The following is a 25,604-nucleotide window of genomic DNA, read 5'->3' on the forward strand; positions in this document are numbered from 1 at the left end:
AACACATGGAAACCATTGAAGAATTGATTGAACTGGCCGAAGCTCAGGGCAGCGAAGAGGAAAGCCTGCCTTTCTGGGAAAGGGCCGTGCGTCTGGCAGACACCCAGCGTGACATCGAGGCTGGATTTCGCACCCGCAGTGAACTGGTGCATGCCGCAACATTTTCGGGGCATCCCAACAAGGCCCTGGTGCATTTTGCCTGGCTGATCGGGGTGTTCGACAGGAACCGTGAACTGTTCAGGCATCAGGAGAGGCACCTGATGTGGGCCTACAAGTGGATCCTGCATTCGATTTTCGCCTACCCGAATTTCTCTTTGCAGCGGGCCTACCAGTTGCAGGAGGATTTTGAGCGCCGTTCCCAGAAGCTGGGGGCAGGCACCCACTACCACGCTTACCAGTCTCTGCGTCTGGCCCTGCACATCGGGGACATGAAGGCTGCAGAGCAGGCTTTTCTGGCGTGGCGCAGGATCCCCAGAGATGAACTGAGCGACTGCGAGGTGTGCGAGAAGAACAAGGTGATGGGCTACTACGAGGCCAGAGAGGATTTTGTGAGCAGCGTGCGTCTGGGCGAGGAGATCCTGCGCAGCGACCGCAAGTGCCACAACGTGCCCACCGTGACTTACGGCAGCCTGCTGTATCCGCTGTTCAAACTGGGGCGTCTGGAAGAGGCGCGGCAGTACCATCTGGAAGGGGTCACCCGGGCCAGAGGGGACCGCAACTTCATTCCCACCATTGCAGAGCACGTGCAGTTTCTGGTCCTGACCGAGAACCTGGATGCGGCTTTGAGGCTGTGGATGGACCACTTTCAGCTGGGTTACACCACCCGCGATCCGCTGGACCGTTTTGATTATGTGCTGTCTGGTGCAGTGCTTTTCCAGGTGCTCTCTGAGACCCGCACAGGCTTGCAGCTTCCTTTCCCCACACACTTCCGGGGTTTTGAGCTTTCTGGTACGTATGATCCACAGCAACTTGCCATTGGACTCTTGCAGGAAGCCAGCGATCTGGCCCACCAGTACGATCAGCGCAATGGCACAGCCCGTTTTCAGGATCTGGTCCAGCAATGGACAACCCGGGCCGCCTCGGAACGTCGTGCATTTCTGGTGTGATCTGTCCCATCTGAAAGGGATGTTCTGCAGTCCCAAAACATCTGAAACCGCAGTTTCTGAAGTCAAGTGCTCAGGGAAACCGTATCCCCGAGCACTTTTTGCCGTTGTTTTCGTGAGCGCTTTTTCGGATTTGTGGTTTCCTGAATTGAAAACGGTATTGCGCTTTTCTGGACTCGTGACCAGACCAGAAAAAGAAATTTTCAAACAAATAACTGAATTTCTCCTGAATCTACCAGAAATGTAACATTGTTTTTCAAGCGCACAAATCCCTTGCAGGTGGGCAAAACCAAGGCAATGGTTAAACCCAGTTCATGAAAATTTATTCATCTGATTTTGATTTTTTAGGCTACAATGAAACTACAGTTCCAGAAGACTGCGACTTCCACCACAACCCAACTCCACTTCTGTTCTGAAGGAGGATGAGATGAAAGTTCTTAAAAAAGCCGTAAATGTCGGTGCTCTCACACCCCCTCGTCAAGTGATTTTCATTCGTGAAAGCGAACTGCCCACCAGCGATGTGGTCACCCTGAAAGATGCCTTCTTTGGCTCTGCACACGATCCCTTTGTGGAAGTGCACTGCGAACATGGCTTCATCACCGCCATGGTCAGCGAACACCAGGAGAGTGGCTGGTTCATGCTCACCTGCACCAGTGGTCCCCGTTCAACGTCCCAGAGCGTTGCCTGACCCTCACCATCCAGCCAGGAACGCACCTCCTCACGAGGTGCTTCTTTTTTTGCTGGTCTTCTGGAATGGTCTTCTGGAGAAGCTATACTTGAACCATCCATGACAGCTTCTGATGGGCAACACCACCTGCAAACTTTGCTCAACCGCCTTTATCCCAGCGAACAGCACCGCAGAGATGCCCTGATGCTGCATGGAGAAGAGGTGCTGGGCCTGTTGCCCTTCGACCTGATCGAATTGAAACATCCGTCTGGCACACCTGCAGGTCTGGTGTTCATCCTGCCCTACAGCGTTCATCCGGGTTCCAGGGCCGTGCAGGTTCCCAGTCCGCTGCCAGAATGGAGTTTCTGCATGCACATCCTGCTCTGTGAAGGACCAGAACCCCTGCTGGATGCACAGCACATTGAGCAACAGATCCTGGCTTACCTGCAAAACCTGGCCCATCAGGACCCGGAAACCCTGCATGAGTTGCTGCAACTGCACGATGCAGGCCTGAAAACCCTGGCCCTGGAAGACGAAACCCTGTACCGACTGCTGATCCACCATTTTGTGTTTGAAACCACCCGTGGAAACCTGAATTTGCAGGAATACCTGAAGCACACCGGGTACCTGCGCTTCATTCCCCACCCGGACCAGTACCGCCAGGTGGAACAGGTGGCACGCGCACAGGAGCACTTCATCATCAATGCCTCTTATCCCAGAGACACCGAACTGCTCACCCTGTATGCAAAGCTCTATCCAGATTCCAGCGTGGAACTGATGGACGCCGCAGGGTACGCCACCCATTTGCCAATGATTGAGCACCCCAGCCTGGAACACCTGCTGGAAAACGCAAGACAGGTGCTGCAGGAATTTCAGCTCACCATCGACATGCGCAGCTTCAAACCCGCCTCGCAGCCTGCCCTGCTGGTCGCCAGCGAAGCCTACAAGCACCACCAGCACTTTCAGAAGAACCGCACCCACCTGAGCCCCCTCTGGACCGAAGTGATTGAACAACTGATCGAGCAGGAGCAGGCACCCCAGGCCAGACTGTTCCTGAATTTTGACAGCCCACTGGTGCAATCCTTGCTGGAAGTGCAGGACCTGGCCGTGATGCAAGAAAGCCTCAGGATGATTTACCTGCAAGCCGTGTTGCTGGGCAGGCACCCCATTTCCGACCATGAGATGGATTTGCTCGCTGGCGGGCTGCAAAGTCTGGTCACCTGGGGATTGCAGGCCAGCAGGTACCGGAATTTGAATTGAGGATCCTGACGGCTGATGGTGGATCCTGTCCCTGTTAAAATACACCCGTGAACATTCCCTTGCTTGCCATTGATGTGGGAAACACCAGCACCGTGCTGGGCCTGCTGCAGTCGGATGGCACCCCCATTCGCAGTTTCAGGATCCGCACAGACCGGGATGCTTTGCCCGACAATTACGCCCTGATGATCCGCAGTTTGCTGGACCTTGCCAGAACCCCCGAGCCGCACAGTGCCATCATTTCCAGCGTGGCCCCTCCGGTGGGTCAGAACATCATGCTGGCCTTGCAGGATTACTGGGGCATTCCGGTGTACGAGGTGGGGCACCACAACCTGAATGTGCAAATCGACCTGAAAGACCCCACCACGGTGGGTGCAGACCGTCTGGTCAACATGTTCGGGGTGTGGGAGCATGTGCCAGAAGGCAGATACGCCATCATTGTGGATTTCGGAACGGCCAGCACCTTCGATGCGATTCAGTCCCCCAGAAGGTTCATGGGTGGGGTGATTGCTCCGGGTCCCTCCACGGCGGCAGATGCGCTGTTCAACAAGACCGCCAAGTTGCCCCGTGTGCCTCTGGTGGCACCTCCAACTGCCATCGGTCGCACCACCCCGGAGGCCATTCAGTCGGGTCTGGTGTACGGGTATGTGGAGATGGTGGACGGCATGATCCGCCGCCTTTCCGAAGAAATGCCCGAAAAGCCCATTGTGGTGGCCACCGGGGGTTTTGCCCGCACCCTGAAGGGATTGTGCCGCAACATCGATGTGTACGACGATGATGTGACCATCAAGGGCCTGATCAACATCTGGCGTGAACATGCTCAGAATTGAATACAGGCTTTACCCGAACCATGCAGAAGCAGGTTACATGAACATCGACCTGCAGATTTTCGATGGGGAGGTGCTGCTTTTTTCAGAGCCGCGCCTGTACATGTACAACATTTTTGGCCTCAGGAACTGGTTCATCAGCGATTTTTACCAGCAGAAAAGCCACATGGTCACCGATGATGTTTATGCACCGCCTCTGGTGCTGGGTTTGGTGTTCCTGACCCAGAAAACCGCCTGGACCTTCCTGACCCGCACAGAGGATGACGGCTACCAGCTTTGTGAGCGCAATTTTTCAGAGCGGGAAATGGCCCGCATGCTGGAAGACTTCTTTCACCGCCTGCGTCTGGAAATGAAGCCTCTTGGCATTGTCCTTTAAACAGCTTCATGGGCAAGCCTGCAATTGCAAGGCCTGTCCCAATCGGGGAAAACAGAACCCATATGCTGTAATGTCATGGGCACAATGTCTGATGGAGTGTCTGGCACAATGCCATTTGAAACAGCTTTTTTCCTGAAAGGCCTGATGCTGGGGTTCAGCCTGATTCTGGCGATCGGGGCACAGAATGCTTTTGTGCTCCGTCAGGGGCTGGCAAGGCAGCAACCCTTCTGGATTGCCTTCACCAGTGCTCTGGGAGATGCTTTGTTGATCACCCTGGGAGCACTGGGGGTGGGCACCCTGATTTCCAGCGTTCCCCTGCTCAAAGGCCTTGCCATGTGGGGGGGGGCCCTGTTTCTGCTGTGGTTCAGCTTCAAGAGTTTTCGTTCTGCCCTGCAACCTGCAACGCTGGACAGCACCCAGAAGGCCCAGAAGCTCACGGTCAGGGCCGCCATTCTGACCAGTGTCGGGTTCAGTTTGCTCAATCCGCATGCCATTCTGGACACGGTGGTTTTGATTGGCAGCATCTCCGGGCAGTACAGGGCAGGCCAGCGCTGGACTTTTGCTGCTGGCAGCATCGTGGCGTCTTTTGTGTGGTTCTTTGCCCTGGCTTACCTGTCGGGCTTTCTCGCTCCCCTGTTTCGGAAGCCCATCACTTGGCGGGTTCTGGATGTGCTCATTGGCCTGGTGATGCTGGGCATTGCTGTTTCACTGGTTCTGACCCACTGATTTTGACCGAGTAATTTTGACTCAGTGAAATCCCTGATTTATGAACAATTCTGATTGGAGGCGTTCAACAGAATTGTTTTACAGACAGGTTTTAAGTCCACCATGACCTCTGATTTTCTCCAGATGAGAACAGGACTCAAAATCTTTTCATTCTCCTTACAAATCTGACACCGAAGTTCCTTTTGCTGCATGGTACTTTCAGGCCAATTGACATACCCTGGAGGTGCTTTTGTTCGCTTCATCTTTCAAAAAGACCTGGATTGCTGTGACCACCACACTCTTGCTGGGGTCAGTGGCCCTGGCACAGCAAGACTTCCCTGACTGGAATGTTTCACAGCAAGGAGAAACCTGGACACTGGTCCCCAAAAAGCTGGGGCAGAACCAGAGCTTCAAAGTGGTGGTTTTTCCGGTCACAGCACTCAAAAACCAGACCCTGCAAAGCTGGATGAACGCCTTCATTCAGAAAGACAGTGCCAAAAGAGGACAGGTGATCTCTCCCCTCTCCGACCTGGAACAGCAGGACCAGATGCTGGTGGGCTCGATGGGCATCCAGGCTGGCGACCAGCAACACATCCTGCTCTACGCAGGCATTCTGGCAAAAGAAGGACACGGCCAGATCTTCCTGATGGAGTCCAGTCTGGACAAAACCCTCAGCAGCACTTACGGCCCCACCTTTTCCAGATTGGTGGCTGCTGCCCTCAAGGAATATCATCCAGAAGCAACATCAAATGCTGCCTTCAACTTGCCAGCAGGGGCAAAACTGGGAGGCAAGCTGGATTATGGCACCTACAGCTGTCAGAAACCTCTGGACACTGGAACAACCATCAAATTCAGCGTCAGACTCTACGAAAATGGTGAGTATGCCCTGGGTGAAGACGACACGGGCGAATTCAAATACGATGCCAGGAACGGAAAAATTGACATCAGCGTGACCCATGACCTCTACAACTCCAGTTACGACGAAACGGAATTTTCGGTGTATTACCGGGCCAAAAACAACAAACCCGTGATATATGCAGAGGAGGATTACGGTCTGGGGGTCTGGAAAACCACCTGCCTTTATGCAGGAAAGAACACGGTGCCCTCCCCCAGCCAGCAAGAAGCCGAGGACCGCAAAAAACGAGAAGAAGAGCGGCGCTTCAAATGGGTGACCGCTCCAGGGAAAGGCGTGCAGCCCAGCCAGATGGAAGGACTGTTCCTGCACTACGAACTCAAGGTCAATCCCCTCAACAACATGGTGATGCAGATGCCCGAACTGGCCCTGGTTCTGAAAGACGGCACCGCTTACACCGGACTGAGGGTTCCGCCAGAAGACCTGGACATCCAGGCCAGCCGCAAGAATGAGCCCAAAAACTGGACCAGATGGAAGAAAAACGGCAAAAACATCCTGCTGCAGGAAGGCCAGAAATGGAATGACATTGGAAGCTTCAAGGTCGTTCCGGCCCAGAAAAACGAGAAGCTGCAAGACAGTTTCAAGAACATCGCCAGTTCCTATCAGGCGGGTCTGGGCGGCACCACCTGGACCACCTATTACCTGTTTGATGGCAAGGGTAAGTTTGAGATCAGCAATTCCACACTGTCCAGCACAGGAATCATTCAGGCCAACAACGGGTTCAGCAGTTCGGCCAGCAGCACCTCTGACAAAGACGGCACCCAGAGCACTGTAGGCACAGCAGGTGGAGGGGACGGCATGGGAGGCGGTCCTGCAGCGGTGGTGACCACCCAGAACCAGAGCAAGCAGGGCAACCCTGAAAAAGCAGGCACCTACACCCTGAATGGCTACACCCTGCAACTCAAACTGGGAAATGGCAAGGTGGTGCGCAAACTGTTCTTCTTCTTTGACAGCAAAAAAGAAGACGTGTGGATTGAAGACACCCTTTACAACACCACCAGAAAGGACTGACCCTCCATGAAAAAACATGCGTTGGTTCCTCTGCTTTGCATGCTGCTGGGAAATCCTGTGCTGGCAGCCCCAAAACCCGAAGTCCCTTCAGGTTGGAGTGCCACCCAGACCGAGGAGGTGTGGACCCTGGTTCCAAATGGCCTCAAAAAAGACCAGGTGTTTCTGCTGCAGGTGTTTCCAACCACCTCACTGAACGGGAAGGACCTGCAAACGTGGGGAAAATCGTTCATCCAGAAAAGCAGCAGTGCACTGGGGAAAAGCATTCAACCCCTCAGTTTCCAGCAGGAGGAAGGCTTTCTGGTGGGCTCCACCGGGGTGATGGTGCAAAACCAGCCTCTGGTACTGATTTATGCGGTGGTGGGCACAGGGGAAGATCAGGCCCAGGTGTTTCTGATGGTGTCCAGTCCAGATGCTTCCTTGGGTCAGGCTTATGGGAAAGTGCTGCCCGATCTGATTGCCACTGCAGTCAGGCAAAACCAGAACCCTCCAGATCCTATGGTGTCTGGAACATCTACAGGCTTCAATTTGCCTGCAGGAGCCAAGCCGGGCGGCAAACTGGACTTCGGTGCCTACACTTGCACCAAGCTGTTCACCGATGGAGACAAAAACACCTACACCCTGCAGCTCTATGAAAACGGGGAATACCGGGTGGGCAAGGATTCCACCGGGAATTTCAAATACCAGTCCCAGACAGGCCGGATTGACATTGATGTGCTATACGATCTGGTCAACTCTGCAGATGGAGACGATTTGTCGGTGCACTACCGGGACAGAAACAGCAGGTCTGTGATTTACGCAGAGAACGATTATGGTCTGGGGATCTGGAAAACCACCTGCCTGTATGCAGGGGAAAACACCATACCCTCTCCCACCGCTCAGGCCGCAGAAGAGAAACGCCAGGAAGCAGAAAAGAACCGTTTCAAATGGGTGACGGCTCCAGGGAAAGGGGTGCAGGCCAGCCAGATGGAAGCCCTGGTGATCCATTACGAGAACGAATACGATCCCAGAACCCTGCTGACCCTGCCTGTTCCCCATCTGGCCCTGCTGCTGAAAGACGGAACGGCCTATCTGGGCCTCAGGGTTCCGCCTGAGGATCTGGACCTGCAGACCAGCCGCAAAAACGAGCCTGAACAGTGGACCAAATGGAAAAAAACCGGGAAAAACATCCTGTTGCTGGTCAAAAACAAATGGACAGGCTTTGAGGCAGATCCCGTGTTTCCTGCCAAAAACAACGAGAAGTTGAATGGAGAATTCAAGCACATGAAAAGCTCCTACAACTTTGTGCTGGGCGGGACCACTTCCAGCACCTTCTTCACTTTCGATGCAAAAGGGAAATTTGAGATCAGCACCTCCAGCCTGTTCTCCACGGGAAACCTGCAGTCCATCAATGGGGAATCGGTGTCCTCTGCATCCTTCAGGGACAGAGAAGGCAGTTCAGGGAGCACTGGATATGCAGGAGGCAACATCAACGGAGAGGGGCCAACCGTGGTCAGCAGCGTGCAGCACAACAACCAGACCCCCAACCCGGACATGGCAGGCAGTTACACCTTAAATGGCTACACACTGCAACTCAAGCTGGGCAATGGTCAGGTGGTGCGCAAGCTGTTCTTTTTCTTCGACGACAAAAAAGAGGACTTCTGGATTGAGGATGCCTCTTATTACCCCTCTGACCGCTACGAGTGAGGCTCCATGAAACTTCAAAGCGTTACCATTCTCCTGCTGTTCTCTCTGGCCCTGGCTGCTCCAGTGCCTGCAGGGTGGCAAAAACAGCAGCAAAACCAGCAGGTCATTCTGCAACCTGCAAACCTGCAAGCTGGTGAGCTTTACAGCATTACGGTGTTTCCAGCTTTTTCCCTGCAGGGAAAAGATTTGCAGGACTGGATGCAGACATTTGTGGCTGAGGATGCAGCAAAGCGTGGCAAAGTCACCCAGAAGGTGCAGGTTTCAAACCAGAAAGGCATTCTGGTCGGCTCTGGCATGGTGCAAAACCAGAGCAAAACCGAAAACCTGATGTATTTTGGTGTGCAATCTGATTCGGGATGGGGTCAGGTGATGCTGGTCCAGACCGGAAACGATGCCGAGGTGGCTGGAAAGTACAGTTCAGCCACCTCAGAGGTGCTCTCTGGCCTGATCGAAGAACTGAATGCCAGAACCCCTCCATCAGAGCAAAAAGCCCAGCAGACCCCTCAAGAAGAAACCTCAAAAAATGAACCTGAGGAAAAGCCCTTCCAGTGGACCACCAGACCAGGGAAAGGCCTTCAGACCAGCGAAATCAAAGGCCTCTACCTCACTTATGTTCCAGAATTCAACGGTCTGAGCCTGCTGTACGAATACAAAGAGCATCTGGCCCTGCTGTTGAAAGATGGAACGGCCTATCTGGGTTTACAGGTTCCACCAGAGGATCTGGACCTCAAAGCCAGCCGCAAAAACGAACCTGAACAGTGGACGAAGTGGAAAACCACTGGTCAGAAGCTGCTTTTTCTGGACCAGAAAACCCAGAAATGGCAAGAATTGAAATCAAAACTGGTGGTCCCAGCCAGAAAAGGCGAGAAAATCCAGGGCGATTTTGAGGCCATTCAGAACAACGCCAGTGCTTTTTATGGGGGCAGCATCCGGGAAGAACACTACCTGTTCAGTGCAAAAGGGACTTTTGAGATCGCCAGGAATGCCGAATTTGCTTCCAGCTCAGGATCCACGGTTTCGGGGTATTCCCAGAGCAACAAAGAGGGGTCAAGTGGAGGGGTCAGCACCGGGTCGGGGGTTTCCACCTCCTCCAGCAGCCAGAAAACCAACCCTGACCTCTACGGCACTTACACCCTGAATGGCTACACGCTGGAACTGCACCTCAAGAGTGGCGCGGTGCAAAGAAAACTGTTTTTCTTCACCAGCAGCAAGAAAGATGAAATTTTCATCGAGAAAGCCACTTACTTTCCATCCAGCAACGAGTAGGAGAACCATGTCAAAAAGAACTTTGAACACAGCTCTGAAATTGCTTTTCTGCACCTTGCTGATGGGCTCATCCATCGGCATCGCTGAGCCCATCAAGTTGCCCGAAGGCTGGCAGGCCAAACAGGACGGCAACCAGTGGATTTTGCAACCTTCTGGTTTGCAGGGACAGCAGGTGTTTCAGCTGGTTGTTTACCGGGATGTGGATTTGCAGGGCAAAGACCTGCAGGTTTACCTGAAAAATTTCATGCAGCAGAACAGCGCAAAATACGGCAAGGTGCTGCAGCAAGGGGAAGTGCAAGACCAGAGCACCTTGCTGCTGGGTTCGGTGGCGGTGCAGGCCAGAGGCCAGACCCTGACCCTCCTTTACACCGCTTTTCCTGCTGGAGAAGGACGGGGACAGGTGGCCCTGATGGTCAGCAGCCAGGACCAGAGCTTGCTGGACAAATATGCAGCCCAGGCAGGGAAAGTGCTGGGGAATGTGGTGGGCCTGTATGAATCCAACAGAGCCCAGCTGAATTACGCTGGGGAACTTCCTGCAGGGGCAAAACTTGGAGGGAAAGTGCAAGAAGGCACCTACAAATGCACCCAGCATTTCTCCAGCATCGAACCCGGTCATTATTCCGTGAGCATGTATGCCAACGGCGAATGGCGCCTGGGTGACGACACCGGAAATTACCAGTACAATCCCAAAACCGGCCAGATTGACATCAGTGTGCTGCACAACCTCTACAATTCCGATTACCGCCCTGAGGAATTCACCCTGTATTATCTCGACAAGAACAACGTTGGGAACATCATGTCCAATATGGGCATTTCACCCACCACCTGTGTGCTCGCTGGAAAAAACCAGGAGATCTCCCCTGCAGAGGAAGCCAGAAAGCAAGCCGAGAAGGAAGCCGAGGAGGCAGAGGCCAGACGCTTTAAGTGGTACACCGCCCCAGGCAAAGGGCTGCAAATGAACCAGATTGAAGCCATCTACCTGCATTACCGGCAGCAATACAACTACAACAGCATGCTCTACGATTACATCGAGGACTTCAATCTGCTGCTGAAAGACGGCTGGATGTACAGCCATCTGGTGGTCTCTCCGGCAGATCTGGATGTGCCCGCCAGCCGCAAAAATGAGCCCAAAACCTGGTTCAAATGGAAACGCCAGGGAGAAGACATCGTGTATCTGGATGGTAAAGAGTGGCGCAAACTGGAAGGCACTCCCGTCAAACCTGCTGCCAAAGGGGAAAAAATTCAGGGCAGTTTCCTGTACCTCTCCAACAACAGCAACATGGTCACGGGGGGGTCGGTTTACAAGGAGTATTACCACTTTGACAGCAAGGGAGGTTTTGCCATCAGCTCCAGTTCCAGCCTGTTCGCCGGGGGAATGCCGGGTTACTCGGGTTATTCCACCAGTTACACCAACCAGGATGGCACCATCAGTTCTTTTGCAGCAGGCACCCCAAATGGCGCTGCTGGAGGCGGTTCAGACAACAACAACCCCAACAACGATCTGGCAGGCACCTACACCCTGGACGGGTACACCCTGCAACTGAAAACCCTCAGTGGCAAGGTGGTGCGCAAACTGTTCTTCTTTCCGGGCAGCAAGAAAGACCAGGTGGTGATTGATGGCCTCACCTACTGGATTCCCAGCGATTGAAAGCTGCAATCAAATGCAGCACATCCTTGCTGACAGCCTGACCCCAAAAGCCGTATGCTCAGGGCCATGCGTCTGATTCTTGCCCACGACAACGCCGATCTGGATGCCATTGCCAGCCTTGCCCTGGCCCGCAAACTTCACCCGGATGCCATCCCTGTGCTGCATGGGGGTCTGGACGGCAGTGAGCGCACGGCTTTCATCCTGTTCAAGGACGCGCTGGGCATCCTGACCCCGGAAGACCTGCCCGACGAGGAGATCGAATCCCTGATAGTGGTGGACACCCACGACCTGGGAAGGCTGGGAGAGTACGCCGAGGTGGCCCGCAAAGTGCCGGTGCTGGTGTACGACCACCATCCCACCGAAGGGGAAGTGCCTCCCGGCCATTATCAGCTTGTGGGGTCCTGCGCCACCTTGCTGACCCGCAGGATCCAGCAGGAAGGCATCGAACTGACCAACCCGGAGGCCACCCTTGCCCTGGCAGGTCTGGAGGCAGACACCGATTTTTTCCAGAACGGCAACACCACCAGAGAAGATTTTCAGGCTGCAGCTTACCTTTCGCAGTTTGCAGATTTGCGGGTGGTGCGGGAAATCACCCGTCAGTTCTTTGACCCCGAGGCCCTGAACATCCTGGCTGAGTTGCTGAAAAATCCGGGCTGGCAGGACATCGGAGCGTTTCGGGTGATTTTAAAAATCCTGCAGCCTGAAGACCGCATTCCCGGAGCGGGCCTGGCCATGCGCCTGATCAGCCTGACCGGAGCAGATGCCGTGTTTCTGTTCTTGCAGGATGGAGAGCGCACCGATGTGGTGGCCCGGGCCAGACAGCGCGGCCCCAATGTGGCCCGCATTTTGCAGGACCTTGGAGGAGGAGGGCACAAGCAGGCCGCCAGTGCCCGTGTGGATCTGCCGCCTGAAGAAGCTTACAGAAAGGTGCTGGAATGCACGGCATGGCAGGAGAAACCCATCCTGGTTCAGGACCGCATGACCAGAGACGTGCGCACCCTATCAGACAGCCTGAAAATCAATGAAGCGATTGTGGAACTGGTCAAGATCGGGCACAACGGGGCACCTGTACTGCACGAAGGGAAACTGGTCGGGATGGTGTCCAGAAGGGACCTGGACCGGGCCATGCGACACGGGCTGCAAAATGCTCCAGTCAAGAGTGTGATGTCCAGAAGGGTGATTTCCATTGAACCCGATGAACCGCTGGGCCACGCCACCGAACTGATCCGCAAACATTCGGTGGGCAGGCTCCCGGTGGTCAAAGGCGGTCACCTGCTGGGCATCCTGACCCGTTCGGATTTGCTGGGAGAGGCCCCCCCCAAACCCGACCTCACCGAGAAGGTCCTGGGGCACCTGCAAATGCAGGACTGGGAAATGATCGAAACGGTGCGGGAAAATGCCCCCTCAACCGCCCGGATCATGCTGGTGGGAGGTGCAGTCAGGGACGCTTTGCTGGGCAAACACCCCACCGATCTGGATGTGGTGGTCAGTGGTGTGGATGTCATCGAAGTGGCACAGCAGAGCGGTCTGGATTTCAAATGCTACCCCCAGTATGGCAATGCCACCCTGACCCTGCCCAACGGCAATCACCTGGACCTGATTCAGGCCAGAGACGAGTACTACACTGCCCCAGGAGCAGCCCCCACCGTGATGAAAGGCACCCTGGAACAGGACCTCGCCAGACGGGATTTCACGGTGAATGCGCTGGCCCTGCAACTGACCCCGGAAGTCAAATTCATAGACCAGCACGATGGACTTTCAGATTTGCAGGCAGAGGTGCTGCGGGTGCTGCACCCCCTGAGTTTTCTGGAAGACCCCAGCCGCATTGTGCGCGGAGCAAGGCTGGCTGTGCGTCTGGGTTTCCGCCTGGAGGAACGCACCCTCAGCACCATCTCTGATGCCCTTCCACATGCAGAAATGGCCTTCAAACGCCTGAAAAACGAGCTGCTGCTGGTGTTTCAGGAGCGCACCCCCGGAGCGGTTTTTGAGATGCTGCAAGAGTGGGGGGCCGGGGAACTGTACGGATTTGGGGACCTCACCGCCTTAAAACGGGCCGATGAAGCCCGCCGCAAAGGGGAACATGTGCCCACCGAAACCCTGATGGCCCTGTGGTTGCATTCCTTTGCCCCAGAACAGCGCAAGCAAGTGGCCCGCATCTGGCAGATCCCCAAACGCACCCGCGAAGTGGCGGATCTGGCTGGACCCGAGGACTTCCTGCGCATGAGCGACTGGGAATTCCTGTACTGGTGCCTGCTCAACCCGGATCAGGCCAGAGCTTATGAGGTGGCGAAACTCACCCCTCCCCGTCAGGTCACCGGCAAGGACCTGCTGGACCTGGGCATGAAACCAGGATCTGCATTGGGAGAACTGCTGGAACACCTGAAGGTTTTGAGGCAGCAGGAAGAAGTGAGCGGTTTTGAGGAAGAACTGGAAGTGGCGAGGAGGTGGATTCGGGATGGGAGAGATGCCGAGGGCTAAAAGCTTCCTGAACGCCTGAATGGTCGTTCAAAACAAAACCGCACAGCCCTGAACTGCACAACACCTGTCTTCTGTCTTTTGCACTCGGCCCTTGGCCCTCAGCTCTCGGCAAGGCGAAGCCTCACGCCCCAATCGCCTCCTCCTCTGCCAATTGGTAGTATTTGGCCTGCAGCCTGAACATGGTGGCGTATTCTCCGCCCAGATGCAGCAGTTCTGCATGGGTCCCCTGCTCGATCAGGTGGCCGCCTTTGAGCACCAGAATGCGGTCTGCCATCTGCACCGAGGCCAGACGGTGGGTGACCAGCAGCACGGTTTTGCCTTTTGCCAGTGCAGCAAATTGTTCATAAAGGTCATGTTCGGATTTGGGGTCAATGGCGGCGGTGGGCTCGTCCAGAATCAGGATCTGGGGATTGCGATAAAAAGCCCTTGCAATGGCGAGTTTCTGCCACTGGCCCCCGGAGAGTTCCGTTCCTCCGAAGGATTTTCCCAGCAGGGTCTGCAAGCCCTGGGGCAGCACCTCGAATTTAAAGCCGCTCTTCGAGGCGGCCTGTTCTGCGCCTTGCAAATCCTGTTTCTGCAAATCCCCCAGCAAGATGTTGTCCTGCACGCTCAGGTGGTATTTGCCAAAATCCTGAAAGACCGCTCCCATTCTGCTTCTCCAGTCCTGCACATCCAGGGTTCTGAGGTCAGTTCCGTCCACCCGGATGGTGCCCGTGGTGGGGTCATAAAAGCGACACAGCAGTTTGATCAGGGTGCTTTTTCCTGCCCCGTTCTCCCCCACCAGGGCCACGGTTTCTCCAGCTTTGAGGGTGAAAGTCAGGTCTCTCAGGATCTGGCGGCCATCGGGGTAAGAGAAGCTGACGTTTTCAAACTGGATGCCTTCTTGCAAGGTGCCTGAGATGTGCTGGGGGTTTTGAGGCAAGACCAGCGGTTCCTGAAAATCCAGAAAGTAAAAGAGCTTCTCGAAATACAGGATGTGCTCTTTCAGCAGGCTGTGGTAAATGGTGAAGCTGTCCAGCAGGCTCTGGATCTGACCGAGGGCCTGCACCACAACCACGATGCTACCGGCGGTGACTTTTTGAGATGCAGCCAGCAAAAGCACATATCCAAAACTGAAAACGCCTCCTGCAGTGCTGAGCAGCAAGGTCAGGATGGGTTCACGGGCCAATTTCAGGCGTTCTTTGCCCATCACCTGCTGCAAAGCCTGAAAAGCCCCCATCAGACGGTGTTCAAAATGGGGCCCCAGGTTGTAGATGCGGATTTCCCTGGCACTGGACTCCTGGGTCAGGAGTCCCCGAAAGTAATTGATTTCCAGGGCTTCCTTGCGTGTGGACATCAGGCCCTTCCAGCCCGAAGCCCGCAACGCTGTGTTCTTGAAGACCCCCGGGAGGCTGCAGGCCACCAGTAAAAAGGGCATCCACCAGACCAATGTCCCCACCAGAAACAGCAGGCCGGTCAGGGTCACCAGCAAACGCACCCAGTTGATGGTGGCGACCAGCAGGTTCAGGGGGCGGCTGCTGGAAAGCCTGTTCAGCACTTCCAGGTCCTGGTAGAACACGCTGTTCTCAAAAGGTTGCAGCCCCTGAAAACCGTGGGCTTTGCGCACCAGTTGCTGGTTGATGAAGGCGGTGGTGTGCTCGTTCATGTGGGCCACCAGGTAATTGATCCAGGGTTCCAGCACCTGACCCAGCAAGACACTGCTGCCCCACCACACCAGCACCCAGATCAGTGGTTCAAAGTTCTGGGTGGGCAGGTGAAACAGCACATCCAGGGTGATTTTGGAAAGCCAGGTTTGCAGGGCTGGCAGCAGGCCTTGCAACACCATCAGGACCACCAGCAGGGCGGCTTCTCTGGGCATGGACTTGAAAATCAGGGCATATGATCTGTAAAACAGGCGGCTTTGTTGGGCGTAACCTTTGATGTTCATTCTGGCCTCCAGCATTGCAAACAGGGATTGGGAAACAAAAGATAACACAATCAAAAAGGGCTTCTGCATTGAATATACAGAAGCCCGATGCTGGGTCTGGGGCGTGTTATGCTTGCATCATCAAAGACAACCCAGAATGATTTTTCTGCTCATTTGCTGGCAGGTTTCCAGAAGTCCTGCAGGCTGTTAAACACAGGTTTGATGCGCAGTTTGAAAGGAGGCTGCTCCCAGGTGTCCCAGGTCAGGTCGTACACTTTGCCATCCCAGGACACTTTGATGCCAGGAACCTGCACGTAACCCTGATCTGTGGTGAGGTCCAGCACATAACGGCTGCTGGGGTCCGTGAAGTTGATCAGGGTCCAGGGCAGGCGCACATGGGTGTATTTCTCTGCAACACAGTAATCCCGGGTGGCATCCCGTCCAGTGCTTTCATTGCCGGGTTTCAGGATGCCCGGGAAATCCAGTTTTCTGGGGTACAGCTTTTCATCCCTGGAGAAGCGCAACCGGTTGGGCTGGGAAACGATGGGCACATATTCCGCTCCGGGTTTTGGTTTTGCCGTGCGGTTGAAAACCAGCGTGCGGTAACTGCCATCCTGCACGTCCAGAAAGGGCGCATATGCAGCGTTGACCCTGACCTCTGTGATGTCTTTCGGTTTGATCAGCACCTGATATTCGTAGCCTTCTGCAGGGTGGGTGTTCAGCTCAAAGCTGGTGTCTCCGGTGGTGGGCAGCCAGAAATGCAAATAGGCAGAGGTCACCCGGGCTTTCAGGCCCTTCTGACCGTCCAGTGTGATGGCTGTGCTGGGGGCGGGAGAACACAGGGGCACTTCACGGGCATCTTCGGCAGCGACCACACCATAGTTTTGCTCTGCATCCATCACGTTCAGCCACCTGGGGTTGTGCTCTGCCGGAAGTTCAAAATCCATGTACAGCCAGTTGCGCTTGAACCACTCATCCAGCAGGGCAAAGAGGATGCCTCCGGCCAGACCCGCATCTTTGATTTCTTTGAACAGCTCCACATCTATGCGGGCCTGTTCGGCCTCGCTGTGGCCTCCGTGGGTGAAACCCTGATTCTGGAAGTGGGCCACACTGCGGCTGCTGGGCACCCCGATTTCGGAAATCAGGATGGGCATGTCTCCATAGTGTTTTTTCAGGTCTTCCAGGTAGCCCTGGTAGTTGGACACCGGGTGCTGGCTGTATCCACCGTCCAGGTTCATGAAATCCGGGTAGTAAGGGTAAGCGTGGTAGGAGGCGAACTGACCTGCTTTGAAGGCACTGGTGGAGTGGATCTTTTTGGCATCCAGACCCACCTCATCGTTGTTGAACTCGTTGACCAGGGATTTCTCGAATTGCTCTCCGAGTTTTTTGCGGATGGCATTTTCCTCATCGCGGGTGGTTTCGGTGATGTGGGTGAGGGGATCCAGGGTGGGCCAGTTGGTGAAGGCCATGGGGGTTTGCTGGTTGTAGGTGTCCACCTGATAAGCAATGATGCGGTCCATGATGCGGGTCAGCCAGGCTTCCATGGGCTGCACGTTCTCTGCGGTCAGGAAACGACCCTGATAAGCGGTGAAGTTGGGGGCCATGTCGTGAAAGGCAATCACCGAGTAAGGTTCCCACTCGCGACCAATGATGATCCCCAGCAGGTAGGGGCTGACATCTCTGGTGTAAAGCCCAGAAGCGTGTCCCGGAACAGGCTGTATGGCAGCACGTCCGTGAATCACATTGATCACGTGGGTGGCTTCTCTGTAAAACTGCTCCTCGAAGGCCCCCTGGAAGTTGTCGTCTTCGGGGAGCTCGGTCCAGACCCCGTGAATCAAATAAATGGGGTCCTGCTTGTGGCTCTGGTTGTGTTCATAGAGGGCTTCATAAAAGCTGGGCGGCAGGATGGTGTAGGCCCGCACCACGTTGCCGTGCATCTCCCCCACCATCTTCAGCCACTGCTGATAATAAGGTTTGTCCGGGAATTCCGAGGGGAATTTTCCAGGCAGTGCCACCCCGAAATTCACCCCTTTGACTTCTATGAATTGACCAGCAGCCGTCTGAAACCCTCTGGCACTGAGGGTGTAGGGCATCACCAGTTTGGCAGGCTTTTTGTAGGCAGGAAGGTCCTTCTCTGAGATGGCGGCAGGGTACTTCTTGTATTCCTCTGCAATGTCTTTGCGCTCCGGGTGTGCCTTGAGGGTGCTTTGCAACAACAATCTGGCCTCTTCGGTTTTTCCAGTGCGGGCCAGAATGAGCGCTTTCACATACGCAGCATCAGGGTCTTTGAGGTCCACACCTTGCAAGGCATTCAGGGCCTCGGTGTATTTTTTGAGCTGGTAATAGGCAAAAGCCAGCAAAATGCGAACATCCTGATCTTTGGGGGTGGTTTTCAGTTGCTGCTGCAGCAAATCCACAGCTTTCTGAAATTCCTGGTTGCGGTAGGCTTTCTGGGCATCCTGATAGGGTGTGGCGTGAGACATGGAAACCACCAGCACAAACAAGAGGGCAATGGAGCGGTAAAACTTCATGCTTTTACTTTAGCGTGTCTGGAACCAGAAAAATGAAGCTTTTGCTGAAAAGCAGTCAGTTTTCAGCAGTCAGCCGTCAGCAAACAGAGCATCTCTTACACTCCTGCTGTTGCACAGGACCCATCAAGCACAAAACGCCCTCCTCCAACGCACAGGTTTGCAAGGGAGGTTTTTGCTGACAGCTGACTGCTGAAAGCTCCAAAAAAGTGCACAGCACTCCCCTCACAAAGCTTGAGTGTGTTATTGTGAAGTACAGGTATGGATTACTACCAAATCCTTGGTGTGGAAAAAGACGCCTCACAAGAAGAAATCAAGCGCGCCTACCGTGCTCTGGCCCTCAAGTACCACCCGGACCGGAACAAGGAGGAGGGCGCACAGGAAAAATTCGCCCAGATCAACAACGCCTACGCCACCCTGTCTGACCCTGACAAGCGGGCACACTACGACCGTTACGGCAGCGAACCCCAGACCGGGGGCATGCCCGGAGGCGGTGCAGGCGGTTTCAGTGTAGAAGACCTGTTTTCCCAGTTCTTTGGAGATGCCTTCTTCGGGGGGCAGGGGAACCGCAGGGGCAACGCCAAACCCAGAGGTGAAGACCTGCAGGTGGATGCAGAAATCACCCTGGAGGAAGCCCGTGACGGCGCAGAAATCGAAGTGGAGGTGGACCGCCTCACCACCTGCGATGCCTGCGAGGGCTCCCGCAGCGAACCCGGCAGCACCCCCAAAACCTGCACCACCTGCAGCGGTTCAGGATACGTGCGCCACCAGCAAAGAACCATTCTGGGTTCCTTTGTCACCGAACAACCCTGCCAGACCTGCCGGGGTGAAGGCGTGCTGATCACCGATCCCTGCAAAAAATGCAAAGGTCGGGGCCGCGTCATCAACACCGAAAAGATCAAGGTCAAACTGCCCAAAGGCATTGACGGAGGTTACCGTTTGCGTGTGACCGGACAGGGCAACGATGGACCGGGAGGTGCAGGAGACCTTTACGTTCACCTCACCATGAAGGCCCACCCCCATTTGAAGCGGGAAGAAGAGCACCTGCATTACGTGGCAGAACTGGGCATCACCGAGGCGATTTTTGGGGGCAAGATCAATGTGCCCACCCTGGATGGAGACAAAGAAGTAGAGGTCAAACCCGGCACCCAGCACGGAGAGTACACCCGCCTGCGTTCCATGGGCATGCCCAGACTGCAGGGGGGTGGCAATGGTGATCTGTGCGTGCATTTCAAGATCAACATCCCCAGTGCCGCCAAACTCAGCAAGGAAGCCAAAACCCACCTGGAAGCCTACGCCAAAGTGGTGGGCGAGCACCCCGAGGAGCACAAAGAAGGCTTCTTCGAAAAAATTGGCAAGGCTTTAAGGGGCGAGTAACCCTTGCGCAGCACAAAAAGAGAACCAGAGGATTTTTCCTCTGGTTTTTTGATGGGGTTTGATCGGTGGGGGTTCATTGCACTTTGACAGGCACCTTCACCAGCATGGTGTTGTTCTCGGTGAGGTAACGGATCTCGTAATCTCCTGCTTCATCGGGCAGGCTCACATCGAACTGCAGGGCATCTCCCACCCCGTATTCATAGATCCACTCACCGGCATCTGAGCCTTTGCGGGCCAGCACAATGCGGTCGTTGGGGCCACCAGGACCCGACCAGGTGATGCGCACTGAGGTGCTGACTTTTCCAGAAGCTGGGGCCTGAATGGTGGCTTTTGCGGCTGTGAGGGTCAGGGGCTGCCTGAACAGCACGGTTCCGCCATTGGCTTCACTCATGTAGCGGACTTCATAGGTGCCAGGGTCTGCAGGTGCAGGGACCATCACCGGGTTGCCTCCACTGGTGTAAATGTAGGACGTGAAAGTCCCGTCCGGGGCATCTTTGGGCACAATGGTGAGGTAATCTCCATCGTTGTTGGGTCCCTGCACCGTCACCCTCAGGATGCTGCCTGCCATCACTGAACCCGGATACTTCAGGCTGATGCTGGCGGCGGCAACCTTCAGCGGAACACGGGCCAGCACAGCATTGCCCAGACCTTCACTCTGGTAGCGGATTTCGTAATCTCCGGGGGTCACAGGAACCTGCAAATTCAAAGGGGTGCCACTGCTGGTGTAGGAATACTGCAGGTACGTCCCATCCTGGGCCGTTCTGGGCACAATGGTGAGGTAATCTCCGGGAGCATCGGCCCCTTTCCATTGCACCGAGATGGTGCTGCCTGCCACCACAGAAGCGGGTGCTGTGATGCTGTAATCGGTGCCTTCAATGGTGATGTTCAGCACCGTGAAAGCCTGACCGGTGGCTTCGGAGTTGAAGCGGATCTGGTATTCTCCTGCCACCTGAGGGGCAATCAGGGTGCCTGTGCCTTCAGGTTTGTCTGCATAGAAGTACTGGGTGTAGGTGCCTTCCGGGGCATCTCTGGGAACGATGGTGACGTAATCTCCGGGCTGACCGGGGCCTTTCCAGGAGATTTTGATTTCTTTGCCCACTCCCATCTTCTGGGGCGCACCCAGGCTGTATTTGCCCAGGGTGGCTTTGAAGGTCTGACGGGCCAGCACCCGGCCTGCTCCGCTCATGTAACGCACTTCATAGGTGCCCGCCACAGGTCTGGTGCGAATTTCCAGCGGAGATTGGGCATTCTGGGTGTAGGCGTAAGCATCGTAGTTGCCATCCGGGGTGTCCTGTGTGACCACTGTGATGTAGTCATCCAGGTTGCCGGGACCCGTCCAGACGACCTTCACCACATCTCCAGCAGTGATTTCTGCGGGCACTTTCACGGTGGCGGGCACTTCACGGGGGGTGAAGGTGGCACTGCGGCCCAGCACCTGCACCGTGCCATCAGGCAGGGTCAGGACATAGCGGAACTGCATGGGCTGGGGAATCTCAGGGACGCGCAGTTCGGTCTGGCCTTCTTTGCCCTGCACGTATTCATAATTGCCGTACTCGTTGTCGGAGGCATCTGCAGCCACCACCGTGATGTAAGCATCTCCGGTGGCTTCTTCTGGCACGTTCTTGAACAGCACTTTGGCAGAACCGCCCATCACAGGGGCCTGGGGGGTGAAACTCAGTTGCACCAGGTTTTTCACCTCACCCACTTCAAAGGTGAAGCGGTTTTCACTGGCGGCATTCACCGAGATGCCCGTGAATGTTTTGACTCCTGTGGAGGTGTTCACCTGGGCGGAATAGTTGCCCACAGGCACATCCTGGGCATACAGGCCCTCTCCGTTTTGCAACAATGGGTGTTTCTCGCCATTCAGGGAACGGATCAGGGTGACGGTGTTGCCTGCGGGGGCAGGCTGTCCATTCACGGTCAATTGCACTTCCACCGGCACCGTTTGCTGCACAGGTTTTGCAACCTGCTGCACCGCGTTCCCCAGAGCAGAAGCCAGCTGGTTGGCTGTGGTGGTGTTCTGGAAGCTGCCAATGCCCTCAAAACTGCGCTGGGCACGGGCATCCAGGTCAATCCCGATGACTTTCAGGTCAATGCCTCTGCTCTTGAACAGCTCCATCGCGGCCTTGAGGTCTCCGCCACAAGACTCCTGCCCATCGGTCACCAGCACCACCATTTTTTTGCTGGCATCGTTGGGAAAGTCCTCTGCGGCTTTTAAGAGGGAGTACGCGATGGGGGTGGCCCCTTTGGGGGTGGTTTTGCGCACTGTGTCTTGCAGGGACTTGCGGTTCAGGCCTTCCATGGGAAGCACCAGTTCGCTGTCCTCGCAGCTGCCCGGAGCCACCGCCATGGTTTTGGCCCCATAAATGCGCAATCCCACATTCAGTTCCGGATCTTCAGGCAAGCTGGCAATGAAGCCTGAAAGCACATCCCTGGCCACAGAGATGCGGGTCTGGCCATCTGCCAGTTTGTTGTACATGCTGCCTGAGGCGTCGAGAATCAGCTCCACTCTGGTTTCAGCACTGGCCTGTGCAGCCAGCAGGAACCCCAGGGTGAGCATGGTCCGGGATAAATTCATGGTCTGTCCTCCTGTTCTCCATGATAAGAGCTGCCAGCCGTTGTCTGCCTTTCTGCGACACATCCCGAAGCAGCCTGGCAAGCTTGATGAAGGTTCTGGCCACTGCAAACCCACGATTAAAACGTTCAGCCATCGGTCATCAGCCAGAGACACCTGAAAAGCAGTGGCTTTCGCACACCTCAGGCCAGCGATGGTTCTGCTCTTGCTGACCCAGGTGAGCAACCTCCCAGTAAAGCAGAGGATCGCTTGCTGACCGCTGATCGCTTGCATGCATGACCTGTCCCTGTGAAAATGATGGTTTTGCCAAAACCAGACAGGTTCCCCTAGCACCCTCCCCTCAAATGCTTTATGCTACTGACTTGAGCAGAACAGACTTAACCCTGTTGGTCTGTCCTGACCTTTCAATTCGCTTTGCTCAGGCAGAAGAGCGCCAGGCCCTCTCCTGCCGAAAGCAGCAACTGACGGTCTTTTGCGAACTGAAGCCCACCACTCCCGGAGGTTCTGAAGGTGTTTGCCAATCAACGTCCCCTGAAAGTGTTTTCAGGTCAAAGCAATAAAGCACTCGCACAGGAAGTCTGTGACAACCTGGGGATCCCCCTGGGCCAGAGTGAAACCCAGAAATTCAACAACGACAACATCATTGTGCGTTACAAAGAGTCCCTGCGTGAAGCCGATGTTTTCATTGTGCAGGCCCTGAGTTCCCCCACCAGCGACAACCTGATGGAGCTCCTGCTGATGATTGACGCGGCCAAGAGTGCTTCTGCTTACCGGGTCACTGCGGTGATTCCTTACTACTCTTACGCCAGAAGCGACAAGAAGGACGAGCCCCGCATCTCCATCTCTGCGCGTCTGGTCGCTGACCTGATCCAGACCGCAGGTGCAGACCGGGTGCTGACCATGACCCTGCACAGCCCCCAGGTGCACGGTTTCTTCAAGGTGCCTGTGGACCACCTGTCTTCTGAAGTGGTGATCGCCAACCACCTGATCACCCACATCGACAACGTGCAGGAAGGCGTGGTGCTGGCCACCGACGCTGGAGACATCAAACGTGCCTCTGCACTGGCCCGTCGCCTGAATGCCAACCTGGCCTTTATTGACAAGCGCAGGCTGTCAGACACCAATGTGCAGGCCCGTGGCCTGATTGGGGACGTCAAGGACCGCAAGGTCTTTGTGGTGGACGATGAAATCTCCACCGCAGGCTCTCTGGTGGAGGCCGTGCATGTGGCCAAAGCTGCCGGGGCCACCGATGTGTATGTGGCCGTGACCCACGGGGTGTATGTTGGCCCTGCTGTGGAACGCATTGCCGGTCTGGACGCGGTAGAAGTGTGCAGCACCAACACCGTGGAAGTCCCCGAGTGGAAAATGGAGCAGGGCAAGAAACTGAAAGTGCTGACCGTGGCTCCCATTTTTGCCGAGGCCATCCAGCGCATCCACACCGGCGAGTCGGTGTCTTCTCTGTTTGAATGATCTGAGCAAACCTTTCTGAGCAAACCTTTCTGAGCAAGCCTGTTTGATGTGGAGCCCCCAGGATCAAAACCTGGGGGTTTTTGTCTCTATTGGGACATGTGGTACGCCAAATAGTGTATATAGTAGTGTCATGGTTTTGTCACGCTTTTTACCCAAAAACCCCGAGTTCATTCAGATGTTCGTGAAGTCGGCCAAAAATGCCCATGAAACGGCCATTGCCCTGTCTGACCTCATGGACAATTATGTGGACGTTGAAAACAAAGTCCGCAAAATCCGCGATCTGGAGCACATCGGAGACAACATCACCCACGACCTCACCAACGCCCTGACCACCACTTTTGTGACCCCTTTTGACCGGGACGACATCATGATGCTGGCCAGCCGTCTGGACGATCTGGTGGACTCCATTGAGGAAGCCGCCCGCCGCATGTGGTTGTACCGCATGCCCTCCCCCACCCCGGAAGCCCAGCGTCTGGCAAAAATCATTGCCGGGCAAACCCTGGCCCTGGCCGAATCCATGCACATGCTGATCGATGCCAGACACAGTGAAACCCTTCGCGATGTGGTCAAGAAAGTCACCTCCCTGGAAGACGACGGCGACCAGATTCTGGATGAAGTGCTGGCCAAACTCTACGACGGGGTGCAGGACATCAAAGGTGTGATCAGCTCCATCCGCTGGGGCGAGCTGTACCAGTACCTTGAAGATGCCACCGACCGTGCCCAGGATGTGGCCTACACCATCGAAGGAATCCTGCTCAAAAATGCCTGATGCTGCCCTGATCGGTCTGATTGCCCTGATCATTCTGGCCCTGGCCTTTGATTTCATCAACGGCTTTCACGATACCGCCAATGCCATTGCCACCAGTGTGGCCACCCGGGTGCTTTCTCCGGGTCAAGCCGTACTGATGGCCGGGGTCCTGAATGTGGTCGGTGCCCTCACGGGAAGTGCTGTGGCCAAAACGGTGGGGAAAGACATCATCCCGCCAGAATCCGCCACCCTGGAACTGGTGGGGGCGGCCCTGATTTCTGCCATCATCTGGAATTTGTTCACCTGGTGGAAAGGCATTCCCAGCAGCTCCAGCCATGCCCTGGTGTTCTCCATTGTGGGCGCAGGGGTGGCACAGGGCGGCTGGAAACTCATTCAGTTCAAAGGGGTCAACAAAACACTCACGGGACTCTGGACCTCTCCCATCCTGGGCTTCCTGATTCCCATCGTGCTGATGATCATCCTCTTGTGGGTGATTGCCCGCTGGAGACCCAAGACGGTTTCCAGGGTGTTTGCCAAACTGCAGATTGTTTCTGCCGCGTTCATGGCTTTCAGCCACGGCAGCAACGACGCCCAGAAAACCATGGGCATCATCACCATGGCCCTGGCCGCTTATATGGGCTGGAGCGGCAACGAGTGGGACGTGCCCACCTGGGTGGTGCTTTCCTGCGCAGCCGCAATGGGTCTGGGCACCTCCATTGGAGGATGGCGCATCATCAAAACCATGGGACACAAGGTCGTGGACCTGAAACCCGTGGACGGCTTTGTTGCAGAGATCAGTGCTGCCACCATCATTGAAACCGCCAGCCACCTGGGCATTCCGGTGTCCACCACCCACGTGATCTCCACCAGCATCATGGGGGTGGGAACCACCAAAGGCATGGGCAAGGTGAACTGGGGCATTGCAGGGCGAATTGTGTCTGCCTGGATCATCACCATTCCCACCTGCATTGCCGTGGGCTGGCTGTGCTTCAAGCTGCTGGATTTGTTTGTGCGGTAAAAACACAGAACCCAGAACCCGGACTGCAGTCCGGGTTTTTTCATGGCT

18 protein-coding genes are annotated in these 25,604 nt (G+C 55.4%); 15 read left to right on the forward strand and 3 right to left on the reverse strand.

Annotation, left to right across the window (positions count from 1 at the left end; genetic code table 11):
• Window positions 1-5 precede the first annotated feature (5 nt).
• The 11 genes from IEY52_RS00575 to IEY52_RS00625 all read left to right on the forward strand — a co-directional run bounded on the left by IEY52_RS00575 (window position 6) and on the right by IEY52_RS00625 (window position 13,934).
• Complete coding sequence (locus IEY52_RS00575; RefSeq protein ID WP_188998227.1) at window positions 6-1,106, forward strand: hypothetical protein; 1,101 nt, start codon at window positions 6-8, stop codon at window positions 1,104-1,106.
• Between the two features lie 424 nt (window positions 1,107-1,530).
• Window positions 1,531-1,791, forward strand: coding sequence for a hypothetical protein (locus IEY52_RS00580; protein ID WP_188998229.1), 261 nt, complete (start codon window positions 1,531-1,533; stop codon window positions 1,789-1,791).
• 99 nt (window positions 1,792-1,890) lie between these two features.
• A complete protein-coding gene (locus IEY52_RS00585) occupies window positions 1,891-3,030 on the forward strand; it encodes an HSP90 family protein (protein WP_188998232.1) in 1,140 nt (379 codons plus the stop codon).
• Window positions 3,031-3,077: 47 nt separating this feature from the next.
• Window positions 3,078-3,857 carry a type III pantothenate kinase gene (locus tag IEY52_RS00590; protein WP_188998235.1) on the forward strand — a complete coding sequence of 260 codons (780 nt, stop codon included), beginning with the start codon at window positions 3,078-3,080 and terminating at the stop codon, window positions 3,855-3,857.
• Window positions 3,844-4,230, forward strand: a complete 387-nt coding sequence (locus tag IEY52_RS00595) for a hypothetical protein (RefSeq protein ID WP_188998237.1) — start codon at window positions 3,844-3,846, stop codon at window positions 4,228-4,230. Before IEY52_RS00590 ends, IEY52_RS00595 begins: the two co-directional genes overlap by 14 nt.
• 108 nt (window positions 4,231-4,338) lie before the next feature.
• Window positions 4,339-4,956: a LysE/ArgO family amino acid transporter gene (locus IEY52_RS00600; RefSeq protein WP_188998239.1), complete on the forward strand. Its 618-nt coding sequence runs from the start codon at window positions 4,339-4,341 to the stop codon at window positions 4,954-4,956.
• A gap of 229 nt (window positions 4,957-5,185) precedes the next feature.
• Window positions 5,186-6,859, forward strand: coding sequence for a hypothetical protein (locus IEY52_RS00605; RefSeq protein WP_188998242.1), 1,674 nt, complete (start codon window positions 5,186-5,188; stop codon window positions 6,857-6,859).
• A gap of 6 nt (window positions 6,860-6,865) precedes the next feature.
• Window positions 6,866-8,542 (forward strand): hypothetical protein, encoded by a 1,677-nt coding sequence (locus IEY52_RS00610; protein WP_188998245.1) that lies wholly within the window; start codon window positions 6,866-6,868, stop codon window positions 8,540-8,542.
• Between the two features lie 6 nt (window positions 8,543-8,548).
• Window positions 8,549-9,808, forward strand: a complete 1,260-nt coding sequence (locus IEY52_RS00615; protein WP_188998248.1) for a hypothetical protein — start codon at window positions 8,549-8,551, stop codon at window positions 9,806-9,808.
• 7 nt (window positions 9,809-9,815) lie between these two features.
• A complete protein-coding gene (locus IEY52_RS00620) occupies window positions 9,816-11,456 on the forward strand; it encodes a hypothetical protein (protein ID WP_188998250.1) in 1,641 nt (546 codons plus the stop codon).
• A gap of 66 nt (window positions 11,457-11,522) precedes the next feature.
• On the forward strand, window positions 11,523-13,934 hold the full coding sequence (locus IEY52_RS00625) for a CBS domain-containing protein (protein WP_188998262.1): 2,412 nt from the start codon (window positions 11,523-11,525) through the stop codon (window positions 13,932-13,934).
• A gap of 121 nt (window positions 13,935-14,055) precedes the next feature.
• On the opposite strand, the gene IEY52_RS00630 is transcribed toward IEY52_RS00625, so the two are convergent.
• Together IEY52_RS00630 and IEY52_RS00635 are read right to left on the reverse strand one after the other, a co-directional pair.
• Complete coding sequence (locus IEY52_RS00630) at window positions 14,056-15,861, reverse strand: ABC transporter ATP-binding protein (protein WP_188998265.1); 1,806 nt, start codon at window positions 15,859-15,861, stop codon at window positions 14,056-14,058.
• Window positions 15,862-16,010: 149 nt separating this feature from the next.
• Entirely contained in the window at window positions 16,011-18,371 is a 2,361-nt protein-coding gene (locus IEY52_RS00635) for a tetratricopeptide repeat protein (RefSeq protein WP_188998267.1), read from the reverse strand.
• 258 nt (window positions 18,372-18,629) lie between these two features.
• On the opposite strand from IEY52_RS00635, the gene dnaJ reads away from it, so the two are divergent.
• A complete protein-coding gene (gene dnaJ, locus IEY52_RS00640; RefSeq protein WP_188998270.1) occupies window positions 18,630-19,745 on the forward strand; it encodes a molecular chaperone DnaJ in 1,116 nt (371 codons plus the stop codon).
• Between the two features lie 73 nt (window positions 19,746-19,818).
• Here dnaJ and IEY52_RS00645 read toward each other — a convergent pair whose 3' ends face one another.
• Window positions 19,819-22,323 carry a vWA domain-containing protein gene (locus IEY52_RS00645; RefSeq protein WP_188998274.1) on the reverse strand — a complete coding sequence of 835 codons (2,505 nt, stop codon included), beginning with the start codon at window positions 22,321-22,323 and terminating at the stop codon, window positions 19,819-19,821.
• A gap of 507 nt (window positions 22,324-22,830) precedes the next feature.
• On the opposite strand from IEY52_RS00645, the gene IEY52_RS00650 reads away from it, so the two are divergent.
• The 3 genes from IEY52_RS00650 (at window position 22,831) to IEY52_RS00660 (ending at window position 25,556) form a co-directional block, all read left to right on the forward strand.
• Window positions 22,831-23,790 (forward strand): ribose-phosphate diphosphokinase, encoded by a 960-nt coding sequence (locus IEY52_RS00650; RefSeq protein WP_188998277.1) that lies wholly within the window; start codon window positions 22,831-22,833, stop codon window positions 23,788-23,790.
• 130 nt (window positions 23,791-23,920) lie between these two features.
• Complete coding sequence (locus IEY52_RS00655; RefSeq protein ID WP_188998280.1) at window positions 23,921-24,559, forward strand: DUF47 domain-containing protein; 639 nt, start codon at window positions 23,921-23,923, stop codon at window positions 24,557-24,559.
• Window positions 24,552-25,556, forward strand: coding sequence for an inorganic phosphate transporter (locus IEY52_RS00660; RefSeq protein ID WP_188998282.1), 1,005 nt, complete (start codon window positions 24,552-24,554; stop codon window positions 25,554-25,556). The genes IEY52_RS00655 and IEY52_RS00660 overlap by 8 nt, the downstream gene beginning before the upstream one ends.
• The last annotated feature ends 48 nt before the right edge of the window (window positions 25,557-25,604 follow it).

The sequence above is a fragment of the Deinococcus roseus genome (genome assembly GCF_014646895.1).
GTDB lineage: Bacteria > Deinococcota > Deinococci > Deinococcales > Deinococcaceae > Deinococcus_C > Deinococcus_C roseus.